The sequence below is a fragment of the Mesorhizobium sp. M0037 genome (genome assembly GCF_040323635.1).
Lineage (GTDB): Bacteria > Pseudomonadota > Alphaproteobacteria > Rhizobiales > Rhizobiaceae > Mesorhizobium.
This window is the reverse complement of record NZ_JAMYVB010000020.1, coordinates 80,773-106,977: the sequence shown is the minus strand read 5'-3', so window position 1 is coordinate 106,977 and position 26,205 is coordinate 80,773. Positions and strand designations below refer to the sequence as shown.

27 protein-coding genes and 2 pseudogenes are annotated in these 26,205 nt (G+C 58.8%); 12 read left to right on the top strand and 17 right to left on the bottom strand.

Annotation, left to right across the window (positions count from 1 at the left end):
* Window positions 1-27: 27 nt before the first annotated feature.
* The 14 genes and pseudogenes from nifT to NKJ78_RS25580 form a co-directional block, all read right to left on the bottom strand.
* Entirely contained in the window at window positions 28-240 is a 213-nt protein-coding gene (gene nifT, locus NKJ78_RS25645) for a putative nitrogen fixation protein NifT (protein WP_023672220.1), read from the bottom strand.
* The gene (locus NKJ78_RS25640; protein WP_023687354.1) at window positions 237-557 is read right to left on the bottom strand and encodes a nitrogen fixation protein NifZ; all 321 of its coding nucleotides are present in this window, start codon (window positions 555-557) and stop codon (window positions 237-239) included. The genes nifT and NKJ78_RS25640 overlap by 4 nt, the downstream gene beginning before the upstream one ends.
* Window positions 558-655: 98 nt before the next feature.
* A complete protein-coding gene (locus tag NKJ78_RS25635) occupies window positions 656-850 on the bottom strand; it encodes a 4Fe-4S dicluster domain-containing protein (protein ID WP_023672218.1) in 195 nt (64 codons plus the stop codon).
* Window positions 851-881: 31 nt separating this feature from the next.
* A complete protein-coding gene (gene nifB / locus NKJ78_RS25630) occupies window positions 882-2,360 on the bottom strand; it encodes a nitrogenase cofactor biosynthesis protein NifB (protein ID WP_352562714.1) in 1,479 nt (492 codons plus the stop codon).
* A gap of 224 nt (window positions 2,361-2,584) precedes the next feature.
* A pseudogene (locus tag NKJ78_RS25625) lies at window positions 2,585-2,742 on the bottom strand (helix-turn-helix domain-containing protein); the annotation flags it as partial.
* Window positions 2,743-3,317: 575 nt separating this feature from the next.
* On the bottom strand, window positions 3,318-3,617 hold the full coding sequence (locus NKJ78_RS25620) for a ferredoxin family protein (RefSeq protein ID WP_352562713.1): 300 nt from the start codon (window positions 3,615-3,617) through the stop codon (window positions 3,318-3,320).
* Window positions 3,618-3,628: 11 nt separating this feature from the next.
* Window positions 3,629-4,936, bottom strand: a complete 1,308-nt coding sequence (locus tag NKJ78_RS25615) for an FAD-binding protein (RefSeq protein WP_023687350.1) — start codon at window positions 4,934-4,936, stop codon at window positions 3,629-3,631.
* A gap of 10 nt (window positions 4,937-4,946) precedes the next feature.
* Window positions 4,947-6,056: an electron transfer flavoprotein subunit alpha/FixB family protein gene (locus tag NKJ78_RS25610; RefSeq protein WP_023685019.1), complete on the bottom strand. Its 1,110-nt coding sequence runs from the start codon at window positions 6,054-6,056 to the stop codon at window positions 4,947-4,949.
* Window positions 6,057-6,074: 18 nt separating this feature from the next.
* The gene (locus NKJ78_RS25605) at window positions 6,075-6,926 is read right to left on the bottom strand and encodes an electron transfer flavoprotein subunit beta/FixA family protein (RefSeq protein WP_023672212.1); all 852 of its coding nucleotides are present in this window, start codon (window positions 6,924-6,926) and stop codon (window positions 6,075-6,077) included.
* A 185-nt stretch (window positions 6,927-7,111) separates the two neighbouring features.
* Complete coding sequence (gene nifW, locus NKJ78_RS25600; protein WP_031195875.1) at window positions 7,112-7,492, bottom strand: nitrogenase stabilizing/protective protein NifW; 381 nt, start codon at window positions 7,490-7,492, stop codon at window positions 7,112-7,114.
* Window positions 7,489-8,697: a homocitrate synthase gene (gene nifV, locus NKJ78_RS25595; protein ID WP_352562712.1), complete on the bottom strand. Its 1,209-nt coding sequence runs from the start codon at window positions 8,695-8,697 to the stop codon at window positions 7,489-7,491. The genes nifW and nifV overlap by 4 nt, the downstream gene beginning before the upstream one ends.
* A gap of 25 nt (window positions 8,698-8,722) precedes the next feature.
* Complete coding sequence (gene nifS, locus NKJ78_RS25590) at window positions 8,723-9,889, bottom strand: cysteine desulfurase NifS (RefSeq protein ID WP_023685015.1); 1,167 nt, start codon at window positions 9,887-9,889, stop codon at window positions 8,723-8,725.
* 36 nt (window positions 9,890-9,925) lie between these two features.
* On the bottom strand, window positions 9,926-10,276 hold the full coding sequence (locus NKJ78_RS25585) for a hypothetical protein (protein ID WP_352562711.1): 351 nt from the start codon (window positions 10,274-10,276) through the stop codon (window positions 9,926-9,928).
* Between the two features lie 55 nt (window positions 10,277-10,331).
* Window positions 10,332-10,652, bottom strand: coding sequence for a HesB/IscA family protein (locus tag NKJ78_RS25580; protein WP_023672207.1), 321 nt, complete (start codon window positions 10,650-10,652; stop codon window positions 10,332-10,334).
* A 662-nt stretch (window positions 10,653-11,314) separates the two neighbouring features.
* Here NKJ78_RS25580 and NKJ78_RS25575 point away from each other — a divergent pair.
* From NKJ78_RS25575 to NKJ78_RS25550, 6 genes are all read left to right on the top strand, one after another.
* Window positions 11,315-12,406 (top strand): hemin-degrading factor, encoded by a 1,092-nt coding sequence (locus tag NKJ78_RS25575; protein ID WP_352562710.1) that lies wholly within the window; start codon window positions 11,315-11,317, stop codon window positions 12,404-12,406.
* A gap of 61 nt (window positions 12,407-12,467) precedes the next feature.
* Window positions 12,468-13,016 carry a hypothetical protein gene (locus NKJ78_RS25570; protein WP_352562709.1) on the top strand — a complete coding sequence of 183 codons (549 nt, stop codon included), beginning with the start codon at window positions 12,468-12,470 and terminating at the stop codon, window positions 13,014-13,016.
* Between the two features lie 237 nt (window positions 13,017-13,253).
* Entirely contained in the window at window positions 13,254-14,471 is a 1,218-nt protein-coding gene (locus tag NKJ78_RS25565; RefSeq protein ID WP_352562708.1) for a cytochrome P450, read from the top strand.
* 39 nt (window positions 14,472-14,510) lie between these two features.
* A complete protein-coding gene (locus NKJ78_RS25560) occupies window positions 14,511-14,702 on the top strand; it encodes a ferredoxin (RefSeq protein ID WP_081725572.1) in 192 nt (63 codons plus the stop codon).
* A 331-nt stretch (window positions 14,703-15,033) separates the two neighbouring features.
* On the top strand, window positions 15,034-15,645 hold the full coding sequence (locus NKJ78_RS25555; RefSeq protein ID WP_352562725.1) for a nitrogen fixation protein NifQ: 612 nt from the start codon (window positions 15,034-15,036) through the stop codon (window positions 15,643-15,645).
* 1,000 nt (window positions 15,646-16,645) lie between these two features.
* Window positions 16,646-17,143: a hypothetical protein gene (locus NKJ78_RS25550; protein ID WP_352562707.1), complete on the top strand. Its 498-nt coding sequence runs from the start codon at window positions 16,646-16,648 to the stop codon at window positions 17,141-17,143.
* Window positions 17,144-17,412: 269 nt separating this feature from the next.
* Here the strand turns inward: NKJ78_RS25550 and NKJ78_RS25545 are convergent, their stop codons facing one another.
* Both NKJ78_RS25545 and NKJ78_RS25540 read right to left on the bottom strand, forming a co-directional pair.
* Window positions 17,413-18,111 (bottom strand): hypothetical protein, encoded by a 699-nt coding sequence (locus tag NKJ78_RS25545; protein ID WP_352562706.1) that lies wholly within the window; start codon window positions 18,109-18,111, stop codon window positions 17,413-17,415.
* 313 nt (window positions 18,112-18,424) lie between these two features.
* Window positions 18,425-18,601, bottom strand: coding sequence for a DUF6471 domain-containing protein (locus NKJ78_RS25540; RefSeq protein ID WP_352562705.1), 177 nt, complete (start codon window positions 18,599-18,601; stop codon window positions 18,425-18,427).
* A gap of 90 nt (window positions 18,602-18,691) precedes the next feature.
* Here NKJ78_RS25540 and NKJ78_RS25535 point away from each other — a divergent pair.
* From NKJ78_RS25535 to NKJ78_RS25510, 6 genes and pseudogenes are all read left to right on the top strand, one after another.
* Window positions 18,692-19,162 (top strand): annotated as a pseudogene (locus tag NKJ78_RS25535) (transposase); the annotation flags it as partial.
* Between the two features lie 293 nt (window positions 19,163-19,455).
* Window positions 19,456-20,889 carry a hypothetical protein gene (locus NKJ78_RS25530; protein ID WP_023706372.1) on the top strand — a complete coding sequence of 478 codons (1,434 nt, stop codon included), beginning with the start codon at window positions 19,456-19,458 and terminating at the stop codon, window positions 20,887-20,889.
* Window positions 20,882-21,697: a hypothetical protein gene (locus NKJ78_RS25525; protein WP_352562704.1), complete on the top strand. Its 816-nt coding sequence runs from the start codon at window positions 20,882-20,884 to the stop codon at window positions 21,695-21,697. Before NKJ78_RS25530 ends, NKJ78_RS25525 begins: the two co-directional genes overlap by 8 nt.
* On the top strand, window positions 21,697-23,010 hold the full coding sequence (locus NKJ78_RS25520; RefSeq protein ID WP_023672193.1) for a hypothetical protein: 1,314 nt from the start codon (window positions 21,697-21,699) through the stop codon (window positions 23,008-23,010). Before NKJ78_RS25525 ends, NKJ78_RS25520 begins: the two co-directional genes overlap by 1 nt.
* Entirely contained in the window at window positions 23,007-24,047 is a 1,041-nt protein-coding gene (locus NKJ78_RS25515; protein WP_031198812.1) for an OmpA family protein, read from the top strand. The genes NKJ78_RS25520 and NKJ78_RS25515 overlap by 4 nt, the downstream gene beginning before the upstream one ends.
* Window positions 24,048-24,106: 59 nt before the next feature.
* Window positions 24,107-25,261 (top strand): DUF4236 domain-containing protein, encoded by a 1,155-nt coding sequence (locus tag NKJ78_RS25510; protein WP_023672191.1) that lies wholly within the window; start codon window positions 24,107-24,109, stop codon window positions 25,259-25,261.
* Between the two features lie 33 nt (window positions 25,262-25,294).
* Here NKJ78_RS25510 and NKJ78_RS25505 read toward each other — a convergent pair whose 3' ends face one another.
* The gene (locus NKJ78_RS25505) at window positions 25,295-26,182 is read right to left on the bottom strand and encodes a thermonuclease family protein (RefSeq protein WP_352562703.1); all 888 of its coding nucleotides are present in this window, start codon (window positions 26,180-26,182) and stop codon (window positions 25,295-25,297) included.
* Window positions 26,183-26,205 lie beyond the last annotated feature (23 nt).

The window sequence follows — 26,205 nt, the reverse complement described above, 5'->3', positions numbered from 1 at the left end:
TTCCTCGCGACGCACCTAGGGGCAGCATCAGCCCTCTTCGGAAATCTTCCTTGCCTCGACGGTGATCGGCAGACGCGTATCATGTGGGAGATCGGGTAGGAGGAGCCGCCACCCGTTCCTGAGCGTGACCGTTCCGCCCCACAACTCTTCCTTCTCCAGTTTGATGATCGGCTCTTCGAGGTCCTTTTTGGGGACATACGCCGACAAACCAGCATCGGTCCTGCGGATCATGACTTTCATCTGGCCGTCCCTTCATTGGTATTGCTTTCAGCACTGCAGGGCGCCTCGGCCTTGTCGAGGCTCATCAGTTCACGCGCTCGCATACCGACGACGGTGCCACGGTCGATCCACTCGACCGCATAGATGAAGAACTGCTGGAGAAAGGTGCCAATGTCGCGCACATATCCCTCGTCCCCCTTCCGCACGAGATTTTCGCCGATCTCCCTGCCAGGATAGGTGCCGTCATTCTTTATGTGGCGAGTGGCACGTACCCGCTCTCCCGGCATGAATCGTGGAGGCCTGCGGATTTCGATCTCCTCTTCGCGTCCGAGCGACATGTCCGTTCCCTGATTTCTCTTGCGGCTGAGATTGCGAACAAGGCGTTCCAGGCGTCCTGCGTAGGCAGCCCCCAACCATGTCGGCAGTCCAATGTCCGTTACGCAGGAACGCAGGTCTTCGGCACCGGACATACCGAGGCACATTGCTGCGCATCGAAGACCCCCTCGCATTCGGTGCACTTCTGTGACTCGATCACGTAGCTCTCGCCTTTGAACTTGATCGCGCCCGAAGGACATTCGAATTCGCAGGCGCCGCATTGGGTGCATTGGGATGCGATGATCTTGAAAGCCATTTTAACTCCTGGTCCGAATGAATGAGACAGCTCAGGCCGTCGCCGCGAGTGTGGGGGTCCCAGACGCGGCGATGTAAATCGCGCTGATTGCTGTCTCGATATAGTCATGGGCACAGGCGTCGGTGGCTCTGATTCCGGCCTCCGCGAGCTGATCCTGCGGGCAATTTCCGATCTTGGCGCACAGCACGATATCTATGCCTTGAAGCGCTGCGATGACGCCATCGAGGGCGGCTTCTGCGCCCCAGCCGCCGAGGCAATACTTGTCCACCTTCCGATGCCCGACGAAGCTGATCCCTTTCAGCGAGGCTTGATAAACCTGGAATTCCTTCGCATGGCCGAAATGCTCATTGACGCGGCCGCCGCCCTTGGTCGCCACCGCGAAGAGAAGGGACTTGCCGCGGCTCGCTGCCTTGACCAATCCGATCGCTTCTCTCCTAGCCTCGACGTGATCACGGCGCTCCTCCGCGACCAGCTCCCGATAGGCCTTGCGTTTGCTGGCATCGTAGGTGACCTCGCCGGGAATCCGGTCGACTGTGAATTCCTGGCCACGATCTTCTCCGAGCAGGCCCACGGCATCTGCCCGGCACTGCCGGCAGTGCCGCATCAACTGGGCGCCACCTTCGACACGATCCTGAAGAGCCTTCATCTCCATTGCGTTTGGGCCGCGCTGCCCGCTCAGACCGTAATGCGTGCCGTGGGCCGGGTCCGAAATCAGCGGCATAAGGTTGTGCAGGAACGCGCCTCGCTCCTTAATCCATCTATTCACCTCGATCAGATGCTCATCATTCACGCCCGGGATCACCACCGAGTTGATTTTGGTGAGGATGCCCCGCGCGGTCAGCATCTCCAGGCCCAACATCTGCCGCTGGTGCAGGATCCGGGTGGCTTCAATGCCGACGTAGCGGCGATGATCGTGAAAGATCCAAGGATAGATCTTTGCACCGACCTCAGGGTCGACCATGTTGATCGTGATCGTCACGTGATCGACATTCATGTCAGCAAGCTCATCGACATGGTCGGGCAGCGCCAGCCCATTCGTGGATATGCAAAACTTGATGTCTGGGATTTCCCTGGCGACCCTGGCGAAGGTCGCCTTCGTCTTCTTCCAGTCGTAGCAGGCGTCGCCCGGTCCGGCGATGCCGAGCACGGAAAGCTGCGGCACCTCATTGGCGACCGCGATCACCTTGCGTAGCGCCTGATCGGGCGTCAGCTTTTCAGAGGCCACCCCAGGCCGGCTTTCGTTGGCGCAGTCATATTTGCGATTGCAGTAGTTGCACTGGATGTTGCAGCCCGGCGCGACCGCGACGTGCATACGCGCGAAATAGTGATGCGCCTCTTCTGAAAAGCAGGGGTGATCCTTGATCTTCTCCCAGACAGCCGGATCCGTGTCGTCGGGCTTTGTCGACGAGCCGCAGGACGAAGACGCGCAGCCCCCGAGTTTCATGGTGCCAAGCAACTGGTCACCGAATGTCGTGCTGAGGCTCTCAAGCGAAATTGCCGGTGCAGACATGAACGGCTCCGTTGCTGCGTGATGTCGCAGTTCAATGCGCAAGAGCTATGCCAGCTCAAAGAGCTGTTTCGGTTCACGAATAGGCTTCTCGTGTCAGATTCCTTCGGATTGCTGCACACCTTTGTCGGGCTTACGACAGTGGACAAGCAAATAGGGTCGCGAGGCTAGCAGCCTCGGGCGCGCAGAGTGTGAGCGAGACCACTCCGGGCTGCTTACGCTTGACGTCATCGCGACGTCTGGAATTTCTTCACCCTGATACCATGCCGGCGCAGGGCGTAGCCGATTTGCCATGGCGTGAGGCCGAGGATACGAGCCGCCCAGGCAGAACCCAACCGGCCTTGTCAATCGCGTCGATCAGCCGGTTGCGTTCCGTCAGATGCGGGCGACAAGCGGCATGGTTCGGATGCGGCCGTAAGAGGAGATACCTTGCTGCGGAGGCGCCGATGCGACTGGCCGGCAGCTGCAATTCGCTTGATCTGTTACGGCCTGTGATATGAGGCGGCGAGTGCCTGATTGAGGTGCGTGGGTATTGCCGGCAGTGCCGGCAATCTGCGGCTCTCCTTCAGCGTCCAGGACGACGATCGCTCAATTACCCGTCTGCAGAAAGCGGGCAGGACGTTCACGACAATTGGCCAGCGTATGGCGAGCGTAATCTCCAGCTCGCTCGGGGCGGTCGGCACCTTCACATATCGTAGAGTCCCTGAGCGGGTATCTGCTTAGGGCATGCTGGATGGGCGGTTCAGGGCCTCGTCGACCCGATCTGCGGCCCGGTGGCTCATAGAGACGGACTTCAGCGGTTGTCGTCCAGAGTGAACCTGCATTTTTTATCTGAGGCTGAATTATGCAAGAACAGTATTCGTGCAATTTCTCTTCATTTAGTGGCGATTAAAGCAAAAATTGGCATGGCCGAGACTCAGCTGTACTGGATGATCGCCGCCTTAAGTGTGCGTGCGCCGGTCATCCGAATTTAAAGAGGATTCCGAAACCGCCGCGTGGATAGTTCCACTCGATCTCACCACTCGCCTCGCACAAAATCCGGCAGGTGCCGCACTCCATGCAGCCGTCGGCAGTGATCTCCACTTGACCCTTGTCGTTCAACTCATAACATTTCGCCGGGCAGACGTGGGTCAGCGCGAGCAAATTCGCGCTCGGCTTCTGGTGCGGTCGCACTTTGATGTGCGGGCGGCCGGAATCCACCAAGTAGCGGTTCTGGTAAAGCTTGTCCTCGACACGTGACTTCGTCGCTGCGCTGGTCATATCGTCTCCCCTCAGCGCCACGCCAATGCAAGGCGGACCGCGTCGCTGACCAGCCCCCAGCGCGAGCGCGCCTTGATGAAGGCCGCCGTGGTCGCCTTTTCCTTCTCGATCTTCGGCGTGCCGTCGACACGCATGAAGTTCTGCGCAGCTTGCGACATCAACCGAGGATAAGTCGTGAAATAATTGCTGGAATTGGTGTGGAGCAAGGCCGGCATGTCTTTGTATTTCCTCAGGTCCTTGACCACGAAGGACTTGTCCAGCATGGCTTTGTAAAGGGCGAGATTCCGTTTGTTCATCGGACCGTTGCGGCTCTTGACCTCGACGATTGCCTCAGCCGCAATGCGGCCGGAGGTCATGGCGAGGTTCGAACCCTCGCGGTGAATCGCGTTGTTCAGTTGCGCGGCATCGCCGACCACGACCCAACCATCGCCAAAGAGCTGCGGAATAGCCTTGTAGCCGCCTTCGGGAATGAGGTGTGCGGAATATTCTTTCACTTCCGAGCCGGCGATCAGCGGCCGGATCGAAGGATGGCTCTTCAAGGCATCAAGGAGAACGTAGGGGCTCTCGACCATCGCGGCAAAATCGGAGACGAGGCAGCCAATGCCCAGTGAGATGGACTCCTTGTTGGTATAGAGGAAGCCGAGCCCGGCCATGCTGCGGGAGGTCGTGCCCACCGCCTCGATCACGCAGCCCTCATCGCCCTTTACGCCGAACCGCTGCTCAATGACCTCTTCGGGCAAGAAATGCATTTCCTTGACGGCGAGGGCCACGGTTTGCGGCTTTGGCATCTCGCGCAGGCCGGCTCGAGTGCCAAGCAGTCCGCAGACACCTTCTGCGAGAACGACCACGTCCGCGTAGATGGCCCCGCCCGCCCGGTCTGTGCGGACGCCGATCACCCTGTCCTTGGCATCACGGATGAGTTCCGTCACGGTCGTCTCGCACAGAACGGTCGCGCCGGCCGCGCGCACCTTACGCGAAAACCATTTATCGAACTGGGCACGGATGATCGTGTATCGGTTGGGCTTCGCCTCATTGAAGTCGTCCGACCTATAGTGAATCCCGGTATGGGATGTGTCGTCCATCACCCAAAGCCGCTGTTCAACCAAATGCCGCTCGAGAGGCGCATCATCCCGGAAATCCGGGATGATCTTCTCCAGCATGTTCGCGTACATGATGGCACCCTGGACATTCTTGGAGCCCGGGTATTCACCCCGCTCCAACTGCAGCACCTTCAGGCCATGGCTGGCCATGGTGTAAGCAGCTGCGTTTCCGGACATGCCTGCCCCAACAACAATGGCGTCGAAGTTTTCCTCGATCATGTCCATCCCCTTAGCTCGAAAGCTTATCGCGACTGTGGGGCGACAGCCGCCGGGTGAAGGCTTCCGTCAGTGCGGGCAGGAAGCGGATCGCGTCGGTGACGATTCCGAGGTGAGCGAAATCGAAAATCGGCGCGTTCGGGTCGGTGTTGATGGCCACGATGAGATCCGCCCCCTCCACGCCAACCCGATGCTGGACGGCGCCGGAAATCCCGGCCGCTATGTAAAGCTTCGGCCGGATCGTCTTGCCAGTTTGGCCGATCTGCCGATCAGCTGGCATCCAGCTCTTCTGGACCAACGGACGCGAACAGCCGTGCTCGGCGCCGATTGCTCGTGCGAGGTTCTTCACAAGCTGCAGGTTCTCCGCCGCGCCAAGACCAAGGCCTCCCGCAACCACGACGTCGGCATAGGCAAGGTTTGCCTTCGCCGACTGATTGTCCGGCAGGAATCCGAGGACTTTGGTAGCGATCTCGTCCTCGGCAAGCGAAAGCTTGTGCCGGATGACACGCCCGACCGGTTTATCCGTCCGCTGCGGCATGGGCATGACCCTCGGCCGCACGGTCGCCATCTGCGGGCGGAAATTGAGCGTATAGATCGTGCACAACAAGGAACCGCCGAAAGTCGGACGCGTGGCGGCGAGCGAACTGTCGGTATCCACATCGAGTTCGGTGCAGTCGGCCGTGAGCCCCGTCTGCAAGGTCGTCGCCACGGAGCCGGCAAGATCCCTGCCCAGTGTGGTGGCACCGAGAAGAAGGATTTCGGGTTTGTGGGTATCGACCAGATCCGTCAGCGCCTTGGTGAAAGGTTCATTCCGATAGTCGGCGAGCAGGGGCGCCTCGGCGATGTAGACAAGGTCAGCGCCATACGCGAATGCTTCGGCAACGGCGTTCCCGACGGCCTCTCCCGGCGGTCCAAGCACGACACCTGCAAGCTGGACCTGAAGCTTGTCTGCTAAGTTGCGGCCTTCGCCGAGCAGTTCGAACGATACCGGATGGACCTCGCCACGTTCGAGCTCGATGAAAACCCAAACGTGCCGGTAGTCCTTGAAATGGGCGGGCAACTCCTTCTTTATGCCGGCGCGGCCGGCGGCAGGGCGAGGGGTTTCTCCGTTCGCGGTCGACATCGTTTTTGCTCCTTGCCGTCACGCGCCGCCGTTAAAGGCGAGCTCATGTTCCAGCGCCGGCTGGCGGGTGAAGATTGCGGTGATGAGTTCGTCAGCGACATCGCGCAAGGCCTTCTCGGCGGTGTCGATTTGTGCCGCCTTTTCAGCTCGAGCAGGAGGGGCGAAAACACGTTTGACGACCGTCGGTGAACCGCGCAGGCCGCATTTGGTGAGATCCTCAATGCCGGCGTCGGCCGCGCTCCATTTCAAGACCTGGCTGCGCGCGGCGCACAAGGCGTCCTGGATCGAGCCCCGGCGGATCTCGTTTGTGCCTTCCAGCATGGTGATGAGGCAAGGGAGCCTGCTCTTCAGCATCTGTGTGCCGCCTTCGGAGCGGCGCTCGACCTTGATCTCGCGTGCAGCAAGGTCGACAGAAGGGATCTTCGCGACATAGGTCAGTTGCAGGAGTCCGAGGCGCTTGGCGATGCCGGGCCCGACCTGGGCGGTATCGCCATCGATCGTCTGCTTGCCGGTGAAGACGAGGTCTGGCGTGCCGAACGTCTCGCCAATCTTCGCGATTGCCTGGGAAAGGGCGAACGAGGTTGCCAGCGTGTCGGAGCCGGCAAAATAGCGGTCGGTCAAGAGCACCGCTCGGTCGGCGCCGTAACCGAGCGCCTTGCGCAGCGCGTCCTCTGCCATGGGCGGACCCATGGTGAGCACAGTGACTTCGCCGCCATGTGCGTCGCGCAGTCTGAGCGCTTCTTCGAGGGCGAACAGGTCGTAAGGGTTGATGATGGTCGGAACACCCTGGCGCATGATCGTGTTCGTGACCGGATGGACCCTTATCTGTGCCGAGTCCGGCACCTGCTTGATGCAGATTACGATGTGCATTGGCGGTTTCTCTAGGCTCCTGTCTGGGTGCGGCATTGCGGTTATCTCCTTGATCCGCATTATTCGTGCCAAGTCTCTTGAGCTCCCCCTTTCCTACAACTTCGGCTGGTTGCTTCTGACGGCGCTGTGGTGATGACCTGATTTGGCGGCTGCTCGACATTGTCGCGTCGCACCCTTGTCGCCGATCATTCCCGTCCGAACCGCTTCAGTACCGAGTCGAACGGAACAAAGGTGTGACCCGGCGCGGCAGGTTTGTTCGGATCGTGGTCCTTGAGCACCTTGAAGATCCGATGCGTGAGCGGCGAGGAAATCGCAAAATCCTCGTAAGCGCGTTCGAGCGTCGCGCGCACCCTCGCGGCAATCACCTGGTCGGGCAGACCGGAGAAATCTTCTTCGGCGAGGTATTGGCCCACACGCTTCATGATATGGAGCCGCGAGACATTCAGTACCTTCGGGTCATAGGCGACGCCTAGGGCTGAGAAGAATTCCTCTGCAGCCGACAAGCGCTTCAGTCGTGCGAGGATGTCGGTGACATCCATGGGGCGGCTGTCAGCGGAACAATTCATTGCATTCTTCCTGGTCGCAAAACTGTGGCCTCTGTGCGCTCGCGCACGGCTGACTTGGACCCGCACAGCTCGATGAGGGATGCCTCGCTGCACATTCCATCGTAGAGCTCGACCAGTCGAGTTGCAGTGACAGTCGATTTGGTCTCGACCGCCTCGCGCCGGACGCGGGCCACCATCGCGGCTGCCAGATCCGGGTCGAGATCGCGACCGCTTTCGCTCAGCACATGGGCAATCGCAGTCGCGCCGGAATGCTTGCCGATGACGATCCGCCGGCAGCGGCCCACGAGAGTCGGATCGAGCCCCTGATAAGTACGCGAGTCCTTCAGCAGCCCTGCGACGTGAATGCCGGATTCGTGGGTGAAAACATCGGCGCCGACGACCGGCTTAGTGGCTGCGGTCTGCCGGCGGGCGGCCCAAGCCACCTGGGCGGCGAGGCCGGGCAATGCGGTCAGCTCAATGCCGGTGTCTGCGCCGTCGAAGATCGCCATTGCGGCGGCCACCTCCTCCAGCGCGGCATTGCCCGCACGCTCGCCGAGCCCCAGGACGGTGACGGAGGCATGGCGCGCGCCTGCGCGGATCGCCGCCAGCGTGTTGGCGCCAGCAAGTCCGAGATCGTTGTGCGCATGAAATTCAAGGTCGATTGGAGACTGCACCACGAGCTGGGCGACAAGTTCGAAGGTCGAAAACGGGTCGAGAACACCGACTGTGTCGGCCAGCCTCACGCGGCTTGCGCCGGCGCGTGCGGCCGTCTCGATGACGCGGGCGAGATGATCCCGATTGGCCCGCGAGGCATCCTCGCAGCCCACCGCGACGAAGAAGCCGGCGGCGGCGGCGCGCCTGACCATATGATCGATGACCTGGAGCGCTCCCGCCTTGTCGAGGCCGAGCTTGGCGGCAAGTTGGATGTCCGACGCAGGCAGCGACAAATTGACCGCTTGGACGCCGCTCTCGATCGCTGCATCGAGATCCAACGACGTCATCCGGCACCAGGCCATGAGCCGAACCGGAAGACGCCGCGCTACCACGGCGCGAATTGTTTCAATCTCGTCGACGCCCATGACCGGCGTGCCGATCTCGATCTCTGTCACGCCGGCCGCCGCAAGAGACTCAGCGATCTCCAGCTTTTCCGTCGTGGTGAAGGCGACGCCCGGCGCCTGCTCGCCATCGCGCAAGGTCGTATCGTTGAGGGAGACATGACCGGTCATGACAGGCAGCCTGTTCTTCTGCGGCTCACGCATAGACCGGACTACCCGGCCCAGAACCGGAAAAGCTGCGCAGCTTCCCCACGATTCCCGGCATGACCTCGAGCACCCGGTCGATGTCCTCTTCGCTGTTGTCCCGCGCCAAGGAGAAGCGGACTGCCGCGTGTGGCGTTTTCATCGCGCTTAGGACATGGCTTGGTTCCAGAGAGCCGGAGGTGCAGGCCGAGCCAGAGGAACACGCGATGCCAATGCGGCTGAGGAGAAGTGGAATTCCATCACTTTCGACATGTTCGAAGGAGATGTTTGCGGTGTTGGGCAACCGTTGCAAGGGATCACCAGTGACACAGGTGCTTGGGATGCGCTGGAGGATCCCGCCCTCCAGGCGATCGCGGAGCGACTTTACCCGTGTGGTCTCGTCGTCCATGAATTTCAAGGCGAGTTCGGCCGCCGTGCCGAGCCCGGCTATGCCGGGCGTATTCTCGGTTCCTGCACGCCGGTTGTGCTCTTGGTGACCCCCCTTGATCAGCGAATGGAAATCGACGCCACGTTTTACGAAAAGCGCACCGATCCCTTTCGGCCCGTGCAGCTTGTGGCCGGAGAGCGACAGCATGTCGATTGCGGTCGACTTCAGGTCCATCGGAAGCTTGCCGACCGCCTGCACAGCATCGGTATGGAATAGGGCGCCCACTTCCTTGGCCAACTCGGAAAGCCTTGCCACGGGGAAGATCACACCAGTCTCGTTGTTCGCCCACATTATTGACACGATTGCAACCTGTGGGGTGAGGGCGGCCATATAGGCGTCGAGATCGAGCCGACCACGGCAATCCACCGGGATCCTGTGCACCTTGAGGCGGCGGGTCTTCTCAAGATGCGCGCAGAGCGTCAGCACGGCGGGATGCTCGACCGCGGACGTCACGATCTCGGTTCGGTTGGGCGCCGCCTCGAGCGCTGAAAGAAGCGCTGCATTGTCGCTTTCTGTCCCACCCGAGGTGAAAGTGATCTCATCCTCGAACTCCGCGCCGATCAGAGCTTGCAACTGCCTCCGCGCCTTTCTCACCGCCGCACTGACTGAGGCGCCAAGAGCGTGTGCCGACGAAGGGTTGCCGAATTGATCCCTAAAGAACGGCAACATCGCTTGCACGACCTCAGGATCGACCCGTGTGGTTGCGTTGTTGTCGAGGTAGACAGGCTTCATAGGTGCGATCCTCAGTTAAACAGAATGACGCGAGCGCTAGACCGACTCGTTGAGCCTCTGGCGCATGCCGTTGATAATCATTTGAACTGGCAGCGCGCGCAGGCGCCCGGAGTGTTTGACGTAAACCGGATCTCCGTCGATATGGACATGTTCGCCGTGGCCGTAGGTCAGCCGGCAGGTAAGGACGCCCGAACGCGATAACGCTACCGATGAGCCGAATTTGGCGCAGCGGCGCGATTTGTCCGCAAGCAGCTCGGGTGCCACCAGGAACCGAGCTGCTTCGGGAGGCGACGTTCTTTGAATCCTACTGGGAGCGAATGGCGGTCCCGAGATCGGCTTTGACCTTGTCTTGTTTTTTAGGACGGGGACATCTGTTGTGCCGGCCATATAAGTCTCCTCTGCCGCAAAATCACTCTGTCGGCCGCACAGGCGCTTCGGGCGTTTAACTGAAGGACTTGCCGCAGCCGCACTTTTCGCGCGCATTGGGGTTATCGAAGACAAAACCGGAAGATTGGAGCCCGGTGAGGAAGTCGACGGTCATGCCGGCTACATGGGGTTGGGAGCCCGCGTCCACGAACAGCTTGACCCCATCTGTGTCAGTGATCGCGTCGCCCTCGCGCGACACGCTCTCCAAGCCCATTAAGTATTTGAAGCCTGCGCAGCCGCCGGCCTCGACCATAATGCGAAAGCCTTCCGCCGGCTCGCTGGCACGGCAAAGAGCAGTCTTGAAGGCGGCAACAGCGTTGTCGGTGAGCGTAATCATGGCTCCATTCTCCTCAGTCCGCGACCTGCTTGCCCATCACGTTGCATGCACCGTGCCAAAGCCAAAAAACGTTTCAACACAGCGCGGCATCTCTCGCACTGGTGCCTCTTGATTGCTGATAAGGTGTCGGCCAATCGACACGTGCTGTCGGGTTTGTCGGGTCCGGCACGAGGGATGTTGGCCTGAGTTCTTGGGTGAACTCACATCACCAAGGACAGAACTTCTTCTGAGCTTGCCTCGGCGCAATTGGCACGGTTTTTGAAGCTCCGTTTGGCGAGACGGCAAGAGCATGCCGATCCACAACCATGCCGTGGGTGTGGATGGGGCGAAGCAAGGGAGTAACATGTCAGGACCGTGGTCAGATACGCGTTGTTGGCAAAGCAGCGCCGCTCGTGGCATCCGAATGCCCGCTTGGCCGATTGCGACAACATCCATACTGGCTCACCACCGCCCAGTAGCCGCCGACCGGCTCGATGGGATGCCATCGGCATGTGGCTGCTCGCCGGTTTTCGCATCGGTGCGACGCCGTGCGCACGCTGTCCAGCGACACCTTGTTCATGGGCCAGCAGCAGATCAGGATCGAGCATTTCGGCGCGCCTAATCGGCTGAAGATTCCCGGGCAGGGCAGATGATCCTCACACGTCGTAGAAACAGGGGTAAGCATGGACCAACGCGAGAAACCGTCGCCCGACGAAATCCGGCGGGCGTGCAAAGACAATCCGAAGATCCGGGAGCATGATCTCGCCGCTCGATTGGGCATTTCGGAAGCCGAGTTGGTCGCGGCGCATTGTGGTCACGGCGCGGTGCGCATCGAGCCGCGCGTCGATGATCTGCTGACCGGCCTCGAAGCGGTCGGCGAGGTGATGGCGGTCACCAGCAACGAAAGTGCCGTGCACCAAAAGATTGGCGTCTACGGCAAAGTGGTCACCGGCAACCAGCATGCCATACTGCTCGGCGACCAGATCGACCTGCGCATCTTCCCGAAAGCGTGGGCGTATGGCTTCGCCGTCGAGAAGCGCGAGGGAGCCGAGATCCGCCGCAGCCTGCAATTCTTTGATGCCACCGGCGAGGCGATGCACAAAGCTCATCTCACGCCCGCCTCGAACCTGCAGGCCTATCAGGATCTGACGGCAGAGCTTGTATCCTGCGACCAGGAGCCGATCATATCGCTCGAGGCGAGCGGGGCGCGCGATAACGCAGTGAGTCCAGACCACGCCACCACGGTCGACGACCTACGCGAGCACTGGGGCCGGCTAAGCGACGTGCATCAGTTCTACCATATGTTGAAGACACTGAAGCTCAGCCGCTGCCAGGCGATGCGTATGGCCGACGAGGATGACGCCTGGCTACTCGACAATGATGCCGTTGGCGCCCTGTTCCAACAGGCGGCGGAAGACGAGATGCCGATCATGTGCTTTGTCGGCAATCGTGGTTGCATTCAGATCCATTCCGGCCCGATCAGGTCGGTCAAGCAGATCGGGCCGCGGATCAATGTGCTCGAAGAGACCTTCCATCTGCACCTTAGGACCCATCGCATCAGCGAGGTCTGGGCCGTGCGCAAGCCGACGAGGGATGGTCACGTCACGTCCATTGAAGCCTATGGCGCGGACGGCAAGATGATCATCCAGTTCTTCGGCACGCGCAAGGAAGGCGAACGCGAGGGCAGCGACTGGCGGTTTCTGGCCGAGAGTCTGCCACGCGTTCCCGGTCCGACCTCCAGGGGTGTGTTGACTGCCGACAGGCCCTCGGATTGAACCGGCCGCGATAGGACTCAGCACCACATTCCGACAGCGGCTCGCGAGCAAATTTAGGTCCATGAGCGGAAAGGATGCCGTCGTAGCGCATGCGCATGGTCAGGTGATGCACGCCGGAATGGACCGCATCGATACAGTCAAGCTGGTCCCCGGTCGGCACCGGTGCGCACGAGTGCATCGCCGTCTGACCGAAAAGCCTTGCAGCGCCTGCGAGCGAAAAAACGCATACGCCATCAGCGCCGAACCGAAGCGCGGCTTGACCTTTTTGATATTTCCGATCGTCTCGCGCAAGCGCCGTCGGGTCTTCTCGGACCGCACCCGATCCTTGCGCTGGATCGCGTCGTTGCTCAATCCGGGCCGTGCGAGCGATCTACTCGCTCGTCGACCGGCAGGCTGTGCAGCAACAGCCAAGCCGAACAGGCCGATGTCGCGGGGTCGACAAAACCGACCACGGATGTCGGTTGTCGGACGTTGTCATAAGAATGATGGACAGGTGATCATCAGCGGCGGACCCAGCGCAGGCTGGCATTGCTTGGTGCAGCGCCATGGCTACCCCTATCCGGCACGCGACTTGCTTCGACAATTTGATCAGCAGGGCAGAGGTGATTGACCAGTCTCTCAACCCTAACGGGGATAAGCGGCCGCTTTGCTTCATGACCGGAGCGCGGCGGAGATGCCCCTCTGATCGACTTCGCAACCCATCTCATCCGCGCTGGTGCAGGTGGGCTGTATCAGGCGACAGAATCTAGAAGGCACCCGACAAGAGACGTGCCCATGCTGGAAATCGACTTTATGAACAGCGGTGCAATCTCAATCGAGCCATGAACGCCAATGTAGAGAAAACAAAATGGCGACCAACCCCGTTCCAGATCATGTCCCGCCCGAAATGGTGAGGGACTTCAGCCTGTTTACATCGCCAGGGATGCCACCAACACCCAACGGGGATCCACACGCAGCTGTCGCTTGCGTACATGACGGGCCTCCGATCTTTTACTCCCGCTACAACACGCAAGATGGCCGGGGTACCTGGGTCATCACCCGTGCCGCGGACCAGCGGAAGGTGCTGCAGGACGCAGAGACTTTTTCCAGCCATCGCAGCATCTTCTCCTCGATTCTGGGTGAAAACTGGCCGACGATCCCGCTTGAGCTCGATCCACCGGCCCATGGCGTCTTTCGCTCACTGCTCAATCCGCTGCTTTCGCCAAAGCGGGTGTTAGCTTTGGAACCGGCTGTCCGCGAACGGGCGGTCGAGCTGATCGAAAGGATCGCCGCGTCGGGAACAAGCTGCGAGGTGATGAAGGATTTTGCCTTTCCTTTCGCGGTGAGCACCTTTCTTCGCTTTCTGGGGTTGCCTGATGACCGACTCGATACATTCGTTGGCTGGGGGAAAGATCTGCTCCACGGCGACGATAAGGAACGACCTGTGGCTGCCCGGACGATCGTGGCATTCATCGACGAACTTGCAGCCATGCGCCGCGACGAGGCGGTTGACGATTTCATGACCTTTATCGTGCAGGCACAGGTCGAGGGCCGCCGGCTGACGGACACCCAAGTCCGCGGCATCGGCGTGCTTGTCTTCGTCGCTGGGCTTGACACGGTCGCAGCAGCTATAGGCTTTGACTTGGCGTACCTCGCACGCAACCGCAAAGATCAGCAATTGCTGCGGAGCGAACCGGACCGCATCCCGCTCGCAACCGAAGAATTGCTGCGGGCCTATCCGCCCATTCAGTTGATCCGCGTGGCCACGAAAGATATCGACTTCGAAGGCGCGCCGATCCGGAAGGGGGACTATGTTTCCTGCGCCACGATGATTGCCAATCGTGACCCGGCGGAATTCGAATGCCCCAACACGATTGATTTGGAGCGGGAGGACAACCGCCACGCAGCGTTTGGCTATGGTCCCCACCGTTGCCTTGGCTCACACCTTGCCCGGCGGGAGATTGTCATTGGCCTGGAGGAGTGGCTGGCGCGCATCCCGGCTTTCAGGATCAAGCAGGGTACGGCGCCGATAACTTCTGGCGGCCATGTGTTCGGGATCGAAAATTTGGTCCTGGACTGGTCTTAGGCCCGCCCCGAGCCGGGCACAGACAATGGAGGCAGCGCCATGCGCATCATCGTCCAAAAGGCCAAATGCCAGGGCCACGCGCGATGCGCGGCGCAAGCGCCGGACATCTTCAAACTCGATAATGACGGTTACATCCTGCCTGGTGACATTGAAGTTGCGGAAGGGGAGGAACTGCCTGCATCCCGAGGCGCGCGATCCTGTCCTGAACGTGCGCTGGAACTCACTCGCTGACGCTCTGGATGAGACGGCATTCAACCGTGAGTCTGGCGGCTTGAACCATGTGGCCGCACTCAGCACGCGGCCTTGTCCTGCACGGTCCACGTCCAACTCTGCGGGGGCATTTCCGGCGCCAGTGTTCCCCGTGAGGCGCAAACGGCAGGGCAGGGTTCGCGAACAACTCTTCCAATCACACAATTTGCGTCAGAGCCGATGGACCAGACGAGAATTGCCGGACTACTCGACGCGAGGCGACCGGAGTGCCACACCGAAGAACTGCCCGACCCATGTTGCGGCAGGCCGGGTCTGTGCATGATTTGATAGGACCATAGCAGGAGAACGCACCATATTTGCCCAACATTATGCCCGGCTCAGCATCGGCCAATGGCCGCAGCTGGAGAGGAGGTTCGACCAGCATGTGCTTGCCTGTGTGCTTTCACGTGCGCTCGAGGAGATCGAGGCCGGCGAGGCGACGGCGACGGAGGCAACCGGACTTTCGCGCGCCGAGTTGCGCGATGTCCTGTCCCGCTGTTTCCCTGCTTTTCCTATCAACGCGTTTGCCTTGGAAGAGGGGAGCGAGCCTGAGCCGGATCTGGAAGAAGAACTTCTGCGCGGACTGCTGCTGGCGCATGCCCGGCCCGACGACAAGGCAAGCGCCCGCTTCGCCAAGATCATCGCCCGGCGTGCCATGCGCAATGACCACCTCTGGCAAGACCTTAGCCTTTTTAGTCGAAGCGACCTCGGCCGCCTGCTCGCCTCGCATTTTCCGACGCTGGCGGCCGGCAACACCCAAAACATGAAATGGAAAAAATACTTTTACCGAAAGCTCTGCGAGGCCGAAGGCTTTTCGCTGTGCAGCTCCCCCAGTTGCCGGGACTGCAATGATTTCGAAAGCTGCTTCGGCCCGGAGGAAGGCGAAAGCCGCCTCACACGGACCAAGGACAACGCCCAGGATTGAGAGCCGCTTGCGTCAGTCGTACAGCGTCAGAGCTCGCGCCGCGCCATCTGTCTGTTGTCAAATCTCGACGGACGCCTTGGGGGATTTGAATACTGTGCGCTCGCGATGCTCGCTTCGGCGGGTCGTCGTCATGGCAGGCGCGAGTCGAATGTTTGTTAGATGCCGCCACAACCTAAGCTGGCATCATCAATCGCTACAAGCGCAAGGAGTTGAAGGACACGTTGCGCGATCTTGAGCAGGCCGGACTTGGTGACCAGCTCGTTAGGTTTTCCAATTCATGAGTGGCTAGAGCGATGGCTGTACTGGCGTTCGATCTCGTTTATTTTTCCGGCCTGACGGCAGACCAACTGCTAGGCAGCGTCATCTCACTTCTGGCGTGTTTGCTCCTTTATAACGCTCTGGCTCCGGACCGAGTTAATCGATAGGTCGGCGGCCGCTCGGCGTCACTGCTAATGCCCTGATACGATTTTAGGAAACGGGGTCTGCAGTGTTTTCTTCCGCTTCGGCGCCACATAGCTTTCAACCAGGCGAAATGCTCGACGTCGACAGTTACCAGCGGCCGTAGGTTGATGGTCACCGTGTTTGGCGCTCAGAACTTCCTCCGTGCTAGTCAATGGCGAGCATCGGAAGCGATTTTGCAGGTTTTGCGCTGACGGGATTCTGGCTCGGCCCGCCGGTCGGGTTCGTCAAAAGGTGCTAATATAGCGTTGTATGTCCGATCGGCGGTAGTAGCCGCTTACTGATCGCCGGACGGTCATCCCTGAACCTTGTTGCACCGCACCTGGAGTGCTTAGGGAATGATATTATCTGACAAATGGAAAAATCACGTAGGAGCCAAAGTAAAATTTTATTATATCTGACTCCTGAGAATTACCAAGTAATGATCCAAGAACGAATCTTTCGCGGGCCGTTAAGTTGTTTTTCAACTCTAGTGCGTCACTATGGGTCCGTAGGTCCCAAAAAATGTCCCATCCTTTGCAGGGCAACAAGGAGGCGTACTATGGCAAGAATTTTTGAAATTCTTATGGGCAGTCTGACTGCCGGATCTGTTCTCGTAATTCTTTGCATGCCAGCGACTGCAGCTGGAATTAATGTCGGAGGCGTCCGCGGGGTATCCGTCGGCAGCGGAGGCGCCAGCGCTAATGTGGGCGGCAACAGCGGCGCTACGGCTAGCGTATCCCTAGGCGGTTCTGGGGCAAATGCCGCAGCCTCCGTCGGCGACACTGGCGGAGCGACTGCTTCCATCGGCACCGGCGGCGCCAATGTCGGTGTCGTCACCGGGGTCGGTACCGACGTAAATGTCGGCGTTGGAACCAATCCAGCCGCCAACCCCAGCAACCCGACCGCTTCGAGCAACCCGAATCTGGCTAGCGTTGTCGGCGATATGTCGAACGCCCAGGTCACTCGGATGAAGAAGCGCTGCGTCGAAGTGCTTAGCAACGAAGATACCTATGATCGTGACCTGCGCCGGCTCTGCTTGCTGATCTCGCGCCGCTAACCAGCGACCCCTTTCCGACCTGTCGGGGCTGTCGACATGACACTCTCCAGTTCCGGCAGTGGAAGCCCGCCCGCCGAAAGGTTGGCGGGCTTTTACAGTCAGCGTTTTTCCATCCGCAGCAGGCAGGATGTTTAGGCACTTTCGCGTATGTAAACGTTGACAGTTAAGGCGCTTTCGCCTCGTAGGCAAGTTGTGTAACGCCTTGTTCTTGAACAAAAAATGTGAGAACGCCTAGTTGCTTAGGCGAGAAGCGCCTTGCCGAGCGGATATCAAAAATAAACATTGTAGCGATCTTGCAACCGCCCGAGGCCGCTTTTACGCGTTCGGAGCAAGTCTAAGGCCGATAAGTCATCGTTTTGCTTATGTCTCTTCACGTCACGGCGGCGGTAGGTGTAGCCGGGAATGTCCTGCAAATGGAACGTATTGCCGGCAGGCGAGTAGCGATAGAAAATCCGAATTGGTCGGTGATCCCGTTGACGCTCGTATAAGTGATCTCGCCATACAGATACATATGGAAGGGAACCCGCCCCTATGTGAGTATCGGACAGGAAAAGCTCATTCAGCACATTGTTTGTGATAGGGCCGCCGCGATCAAAAGCTGCAGGGCTAAGAGCATCGTCTGCCCCGAGCACCCGTTCAACGTCATTGATTTCTCCGGGATGGTAATGCGGAGTTGGCGGCAAGTTGCAAAGCCGGAGGCTCGCCCGAATCTCGTTTATGATGGCAGGAGCGCGTCCGAAATTCTTGATCGAGTATGCCGCTTCCGGAATTGGTCTTTTGTTGTCGGGCTTGTCAGCCCAATCGTGCGTCACCCCCACCAACGGTTTGGTGGCGGTGACGAACAAATACGGGCGCTCGATATCGAGCAAAGCCTTTTCGGCAATGTCGGCGCTGCGCTGGGTGTGCCTAGCAGCCTCTTTGGCGTAGTAAGCAGCGGCCATAGCAGCGGCGAGCGTGAAAGCACCCACGATAGCGCCAATGGTGGTCCAGTTCGCCGACTGTTGGGCAGCGTCGGCAGCGTTCCACCGGGCACACAGATCGGAACTGCGATCATCGTGACCTGCTTGGCATGGTTAGTGTAACTTGGGGTTCATTTGCCTGTTGGACTGGCGGAGGACTCGCCGCAACAGGGTTGCCTATGGTCTCTTGATGCTGTTCGGAATGTTGGGGCTGAGTGCTCTTGCGCTCGTCTGGCGGTAAAGCCGCCCCGAGTAAAACTACTCCGAAAGCCGCAATGAGGATGCCCCGATAGCGTCTAAGCATTGCAGTAAGAACGCAGCGCTAAAGCCCCCGGCTTATTTTGTTGTTCAAATTACGCTCGGTTTCATGAATGTCCATAGTCGCCAATTTTTCGGCGAGTTGGGCATAGGTAACGCCCTTCCGCTTCAACTCTGACTTCAAAAGGTTCTTGGCTTTCGTCTCGTATTCGACGGTCTGCGGGTCGTCCTTGCCTGCCATAGCCTCGCCTCAAAAAATATCATCACAGTCGGTGGTACAGGCCCCTGTATTTGGCGATACAAGCCCCGCATATAACCGGATATGATGACAATAGCCCAACACTTCCTCCTTTCCGCCGAAAGCCGCTCCCTTTCTCTGAAAGAGATTTACAAGGGTGGGGAGGAAAAGGCTTACGACGCGTTCAAGCGCCTTCGCTGGGCTTCGACTCAAGGCGAGCCTGTTTGCCGGAAATGCGGGTGCCTGGATCATTACGACATTCCGACCCGTCGCAAGTTCAAGTGCGCCGCTTGCGGGGGCGCAGTTCTCGGTTACGAGGGCACGATCTTCGCCTTGGCGCAAGCTGTCGTTTGTCGATCTGCTCGCCGCGATCTGCCTGTTTGTTAACGGCGCGAAGGGCATGTCGGCGGTCCAGTTCTCTCGCGATCTGGACGTGCAGTACAAGACCGCCTTTGTGCTGGCTCACAAGCTGCGCGAAGCCTGTCGGCTGAAACCAGGAACGAAACCCTTGAAGGCGAGGTCGAGATTGACGGCGCTTACTTTGGTGGCGTGGTGCGCGCCGAGGGCGTGCGCTTCTGCTACTGCGCGAACGCCTCTGGAGTCGATTTTTAGCAGCTCATTGGCGTGATCTTCAGTTCCTTCGCCACAAAGCCCGGCGGAGAAGAGTATGCTGCCTGGCCTATTCATTGGCCCAAGTCCGCTTGCCACGGCAGCTATCGTTGTCATTTTTACATCAGACGACCGTCTCGTGAGCAGTGGACCGCAAAGTTGCGAAGACGCAGTTGCCCTTTGCTTCTACTGTGCATAGAAGCCATTTGTGCGGGCAGAGGTACAAAAATGGGTGCGGTGCTGTGGGAATAAAATTCGAAAAGCTAAATAAACTGCGGGAGTCTCTACTAGAGGCAAATCACGATTTCCGCGCCAGCACCCAATTGTTCAATAGCTTGGATGTCGCGAAAATTGATCGCGAAATGGATCTTGAAGGTCGTGGAACGCAGCGAGGCGAGGCTAACCAGCCCCCGAAAACGGCCAAGAATTTCGACGATATAGAGCACACAGTTATCGAGAGGGTCGAGGACGAAAAGAAGGCCGCACATCACACACTCGAAGACAGCCTACAGCTACTCTCCGGCCGATTGGCTGGCCTCGACTTTGAAGAGCAGTTTGGTCTAATCCGTCAGGCGAACGCCGCCAGTGTTTCCGATTTCAAGGCCTCGATCGCGGTGGGCCTGGACGAACTTCACGGATTGCGCAAATCGCTCAACGATGCGGAGAAAGAACACGACTGGTTCAAACAGAAGCACGGGCTTGTCCGGGCTGTGAGGGTTCAACACGGAGCGGCCCATGTTTTCCGAGTGTCCCTGCTAATCTTCCTGTTCCTCATTGAAACAGCGATGAACGGAAATTTCCTCGCAAAGGGAAATGAACAGGGATTCTTTGGCGGGCTCCTCGAAGCCGCCGCTTTCTCGTTTTTGAACATCGGCGCCGCTCTGCTGTTCGCAATATTCTGTGCACGCCTGGTGACTCACAGATCGCTTTTTGTGAAGTTGATCGGCGCGCTGTCGATAGTGGCCTATATCGGCTTGGCATTGACCATAAACCTAGCGCTTGCGCATTACCGCGAGGTTAGCGGGTCCTTTGTGGACGGAGCCGGCGTCGAGGTCGTGCGCAGCATGCTCGCCAATCCGGCTGGCCTTATGGACGTGAAATCCTGGCTTCTGTTCGGCATTGGTCTCATGTTTTCGATCTTTGCGTTTATCGACGGCTGGTTCGTTCTCGACCCATACCCGGGCTATGCGGGTGTCGAAAACAGATTGGTGGCTCGCCGGGAAGACTACATCGAGCGCAAGAGCGAGCTCATCGAGGCTCTGCAAGAGGTGCGCGATGAGCACAACGAGAAGGTGGAGGACATCGTCAAGCGGCTGGGGAGCAGACGCAGGGAGCATCGAGCGATCATCGACCATCGGTCGAGGCTGCTGACGCTCTTTGCGCAGCATCAAGACCAGCTGGAGCGAGCCTGCAACCAGCTTCTCTCAAAGTACAGGGAGGCCAATTTCCAGGCCCGCACAGAGCCAGCGCCAAAACATTTTGCCACACCCTACAAACTTGAGCGCATAAAACCCCTGATATCGTCCGACGATGAATGGAGCGAGAAGGACCTGGGCGCCTCAATTCGTGACGCGCAGGAAGAACTCAACGCTCAGGTGCGGCTCATCGGGCTGGAATGCGAGCGCGGGATCGAACAGTACCGAGATCTCGACAAGCTTCATCCGGATAGCGTGAATGGCTAGGCGGGGTCGCAGAAGAAAGAAAGGCAGTGGCGGCACAATTGTCGCAGCAGCCGGATTGGCCGTGCTGTCGGCTGTGATGCTGGCCGGTTTTGTTTGGATGTGGTCGAGATCCGGGAAGGACCAAATCGACATCAGCACGAATTGCCCACTGAACGGACCTGTGAGCCTGACAGCGGTCTTGATCGACGCCACCGACCCGATTTCGCCGATAACCATGGCGGATCTGAAGAATGAATTCCGCAAGACCATTGGGCGCGTCGAGCCTGGCGGCTATCTCAAGATATTGACGCTGGGCGCGAGGCCCGGCGACCTGACTGTGATGTTTGATGGATGCAACCCGGGCGACGGCTCGACGGTCGACAGCTGGACGAACAATCCGTCTCGGCGGCAGAAGAAATGGGAAGATGCGTTCGAGGACCCTTTGACGAACCTTCCCGACCAGATTCCCAATGGAGAATCCGCGAGCCAATCTCCGATCATTGCCGGAATTCAGAAAATCAAACTGTCGCTATTCGATAGCAGTTTGGCGAAAGAGACCGCTAAGCGAATAATAGTCGCGTCAGATATGATCGAACATACGGCGCTGTACTCACAATATCGTTCGGGTCTCGATTATCAGAAGTACCTTGATAGCGCGGCTGACAGGACTTACGGGACATCGCTCGATGGCGTCGGGTTTACGATACTCTACGTCGATAGGGCGAAGAAGCCATTTGGCTCTTTCGAACATGCAGAGTTCTGGACCCGGTGGGTTCAAAGCCATCATGGTGATTTTGAGAAGCTGGTAGGGTTGGAGGGGTTAAACTAATGGCCAAGAAGCGAGGGGAGTCGTTCTTAGGACATCCGAGCCTGCCCCTTTTCGTCTTTGCGACGCTAACCCTGGGTGGCTGCGTGTTCATCGCAATAGCCAAGCTGTCGGGCGTAGACCCTATAATGGCGGCGAGCGCACCGGTGTGCCTGATGCTCATCTATCTTGCCGCGTCCGTCTTCACCGGCAAGCTACGGCTCCACGATGAGCAAACAGGCGACAATCTCTACTACATGGGTTTCCTGTTTACGTTGACGAGTCTCGGCGTATCGCTGTTTCAGTTTGGTTCCGAAGGATCCACCGACACAATCGTGAGGAACTTTGGTATCGCGGTGACGTCGACGATCACGGGCATTGCTTTGCGGATCTTTTACAATCAGATGCGCCGCGATCCTGCCGACATCGAACGGACGGTCAGGCACGAACTCGCGGATATGACGCGGCGTGTAAGAGCCGAGATGGAAAGTGTAACCAGGGAATTCGCTGACTTTCGCCGCGTAAGCAATCAGATGTTGGAGGAGGGTTTTGCCGAAATCGCCGTTCAAGCGGAGCGGAACGGAGAGCACATAAGATCGGCCCTGGATAAAATCGCGATGGAATCGATCAGACCAGTTCAAGAGGCCTCGGGAAAGCTCAGCAATGCTTTGAGCCACAATTTTGGGCAGATCGAAAGTCAGTTCTCGTCGATCGCACAGCGCGTCGAGGCGGCAGCCGATCTGCTCGACAAAGCCAACAGCTCAATGTCCTCTTCAGTTGGCAGACTGGGTGAACAGGCCGAAAGCGTAGCCACCAAGTTGGAGAAGGTTGTCGTCCCTGATGAGGTCCTTAAGAACGATCTGGCGCCGATGGTGAAACTTCTTGGCAGCGCGGTCGCTCAGTATGCTGTCAAAACAGAGACGGCTTCGCAGGAACAGCAAGCCCGCATGGCGGGCATCGTTGATGCTGTGGCTAAAGTGGCCGCAGGTGTGGAAAAGGCTGTGGCAGCCGCAGAGCAAACAGCGGAGAGCGTCCAAGCGCAACAACGCTTGACCCAGGCGCTTGCCGCAGTGGTGCAAAAGCAAAGCAAGGACACCGGAGACCTTGTCGCAACCTTGGCAGGAAGAACCCTTCACGCGCCGAGGCCTGTTCCCCCTCTCAACGCTCCTATCGCGATTGAACAGCCACTGGCAGATCTGGCCGCAAATGACACCGTCGAGAGCGCACCAATTCGGGTCGAGCCTGAGCCCCAACCAGACGCTTTCCAAACTCTGGGAAGCGAGCCTCCCGCCGAACGAACGGAACCGCCTAAGCGAACCAGTTGGTGGGGCAGGTGAGTGACGCTGGCGGGACTTCGGTCGCCTTCGAGCGCAAGGGTTTTGGCCGCGGTTTGATACTGGGCCTGACCATGGCCGAGACGATGCTGCTTTTGGTGTTCTGCCTGTTGCTAGCAGCCGGTGCTATCATCACGAAAAAGCAGAAAGAGACCGATGAGGCACTGCGAGCCACTCAATCAAACAAGGAAAACGTGCAGAGGCTCGAAGCCGAGAACAAGCGGCTTCTGGCTCAGATAAAAGCGGTGTTTCAGCCCACGAGGGGAGGAACCGTTCCCGACGAACAATGGCGCGAGCTGGTCCTGGCCAAGGATGCTGTTAAGTCGGTCAAGGAAGCAGGTATTTCTCTGGAGGAGGTCGTGCGAAATGCCCCTGTCGCGAAAGTCCTTGCGGACAACGACATAAGCGTTGATCAGACCAAGGCCATGATAGATGCGGCGAAGGTCTTGAGAGAATTTGGTTACGCCGGCACCGACAAAGGGCTGCAGGATCTGGCTGATGTGCTCAAGGAGGCTGCAGAGCCGACGCAAGCAGCAAAACCTCACGATTGGCCGCCGATCATCAGTCTCAGCGAACTGGATGGCTATAATTTCGATACCGGAAGCGCAGAGCTTTCGAATGCCTTCAAAACAAAGTTGCGCGATCTTGCGAAGACCATCGCCGGGACTGCGACCTCGTACGGTGTCGACGTGATTGAGGTAATTGGACACACGGACGAACAGGCAATGGCGGGCGAATCCTCCAACATGGACAAGGGGCTCCAACCGGTCCTGTCAGGGAAAGTGGAAATCGGCTCACTCCATCCCGCCGACAATGCCGGTCTTGGGCTGGCCCGCGCGATTTCAGTTACAAGTGTGCTCAGTGACATGCCCGCATTAAAGGGGTTTACGATTTTGCCGATGTCTGGTGGTCAGCTCATCCTGCCCGGCGATCATCTCACCGACGGAGCGCAGATTGGCGATGTACGGGCTCGAAGGCGCATCGAGATTAGGGTGAGGCAGCGATCAAAATTGGCGCCGGTTGGTGGCGCCAAGCCATGAATGGGGACGAGAGACTGGCGCCTTAGTCGGTACGGCAGTTGAGTTGGGGGGATTGGGCTATGGGGTTTTACGTTCGAAAATCGATCAGTGCGGGACCATTCCGCTTTAACTTTTCGTCCGGTGGGGTTGGCGCTTCCGTTGGCGTGAAGGGCCTCCGCATCGGCACTGGGCCAAGAGGTCACTACATCCACGCCGGCGTTGGTGGGCTCTACTATCGTGGCACTTTAGGCAAGGCCAGCGCGAAGAAGGTAGTTCAGCTCTCTCAGACCCCATCTGCGCCGCAACCCCGTCCACAATCCTCGCGCCCGGAATACGTCTCTGACGGCGTCGTGATGAGAGAAATCGAGTCCCGCGATGTGGTGGAAATGCGTGACGAGACATTCGCCAATGTGCTCGATGAAATCAATGCCAGGCAATCGCAGACGCGGCTGTCCGTAGCACTCGCGGTTTTGTTCGGGATTGCAGGTTTCCTTGTGGGAACCAAGCTCGGAGGTGCCGCACCGGTGCTGGGCATCGGTGCCTTTGTGCCGGGTATGCTCATTGGCAAATGGTTTGACAGTTACCGCCGGGTGAGTGTGCTCTATTACGATCTGGAAAAAGACGCGGAGGCCGCCTACGGGCGACTTGTCGGCGCGTTCGAAACTCTCACCGGCTGCGCAGGAAGATGGCATGTCGCTGCCGGCGGCAAGATAGAGGATCTGACTGCTTGGAAGCGAAATGCCGGGGCCAGCATGCTGGTCGACAAAAAGCCCACGACACTTACAAGCTCCTTGCCGAAGGTTGTACGCAGCAACGTTACTCCTCCTTCAATCCATGTGGGTCGGCAGGTGCTCTTCTTCATGCCTGACCTAGTGCTGGTGAAGGACGGAAACCGATACGGCGCAGTCGGATATGCCGATCTGCAGACCCAATTCGCCCCGAGTAATTTTATCGAGACCGGCAAAGTTCCATCTGATGCGGAGATCGTGAGCTACACCTGGGCTCACCCAAACAAAAACGGCGGGCCTGACAAGCGCTTCAAAGACAATCGGCAGATCCCTGTATGCCGCTACGAAGCGTTGCGGTTTTCTAGCCCGTCCGGACTTAACGAGCTGGTGGAATTTTCCAAGACAAACGTCAGCCAGCCCTTTTGCCAGGCTCTATCGGCACTCGCGCAATTGCATCGAAGCTCCGACCGCCAATTCATAACGCTAAATGCGCACACTAGGGAGTGATGGTTGGGGATGGGCTCAAAGCGTGAGCCCAGGTCAGCAAACGCCTTCGCACGGAATCCCGTCGCTATCTCGATCCAACTTGCTCCCCCATGAGCAGTTGGCGAGATACCAACGTGCTTCTTCGCAAGATGAAATCTGCGTGCACAAGCGGCGAGGTTGGCATGAGTAGCTCTGTGCTACTTGGCGACGGCTGACAAGCCCAAGGGGGCTTTTGGTTGGGCTCGCAGATTCGGCATGTTGTTCGCGCCAATCCCAAGGGTTGTCAAACGTCCCAATCCAGATTCCAACCTTTGCGGTTTCAGCATTAGTTTGCTGTTGCGCATAGGCGCCGTGGCTATAGCGGGGCCAGTCCAAGGCTTGGCCATGTCCGACCATCCAGGACGCGGCGCTGACACCGTCCGCGCGCCGACAATCACCGACGAAGCGACGGTACCGATCCCATGAAACAAATGTGCATTGGACAGGCTGCGAAGCCGCAAGGAAATTCGCCAATGCTTCGGCCGCCCGGCGCCCGCAGGGGTATTGATGTGCGCTAGCGTCATTGCAGTATTGGCGGCTTTCGGGTGCATCGATGCCGTTGAAGCGGACGCGCTGCCCGTGGATCTCTATCGTGTCTCCATCAATCACCGATGCTATGCCTACTATCGGCGCCCGTCTCGACCCGGCCGAGTTTGCTATATCGAGACCACGTAACTGGTCACCCGAGCCTGTAAAATAGTGGGTCGCGTAAGCAGCCAAGGCCACCACGATCACCAGGATCAGAGGCAAGCGCACATCTGTAGAGAAACGTCTGCGGACGATTGGTTCAGCGCCGCGCCTTGGTCGCGCGCGGCGACGATGAGAATAGCGATTGTTATTCAATTTCCGATCCTTTGCGAAACGCAAGCTGCATGATTTGTAACGTGCCTCTGCACCATTCATAGGCGCCTTTTTCGCTGGCGCTG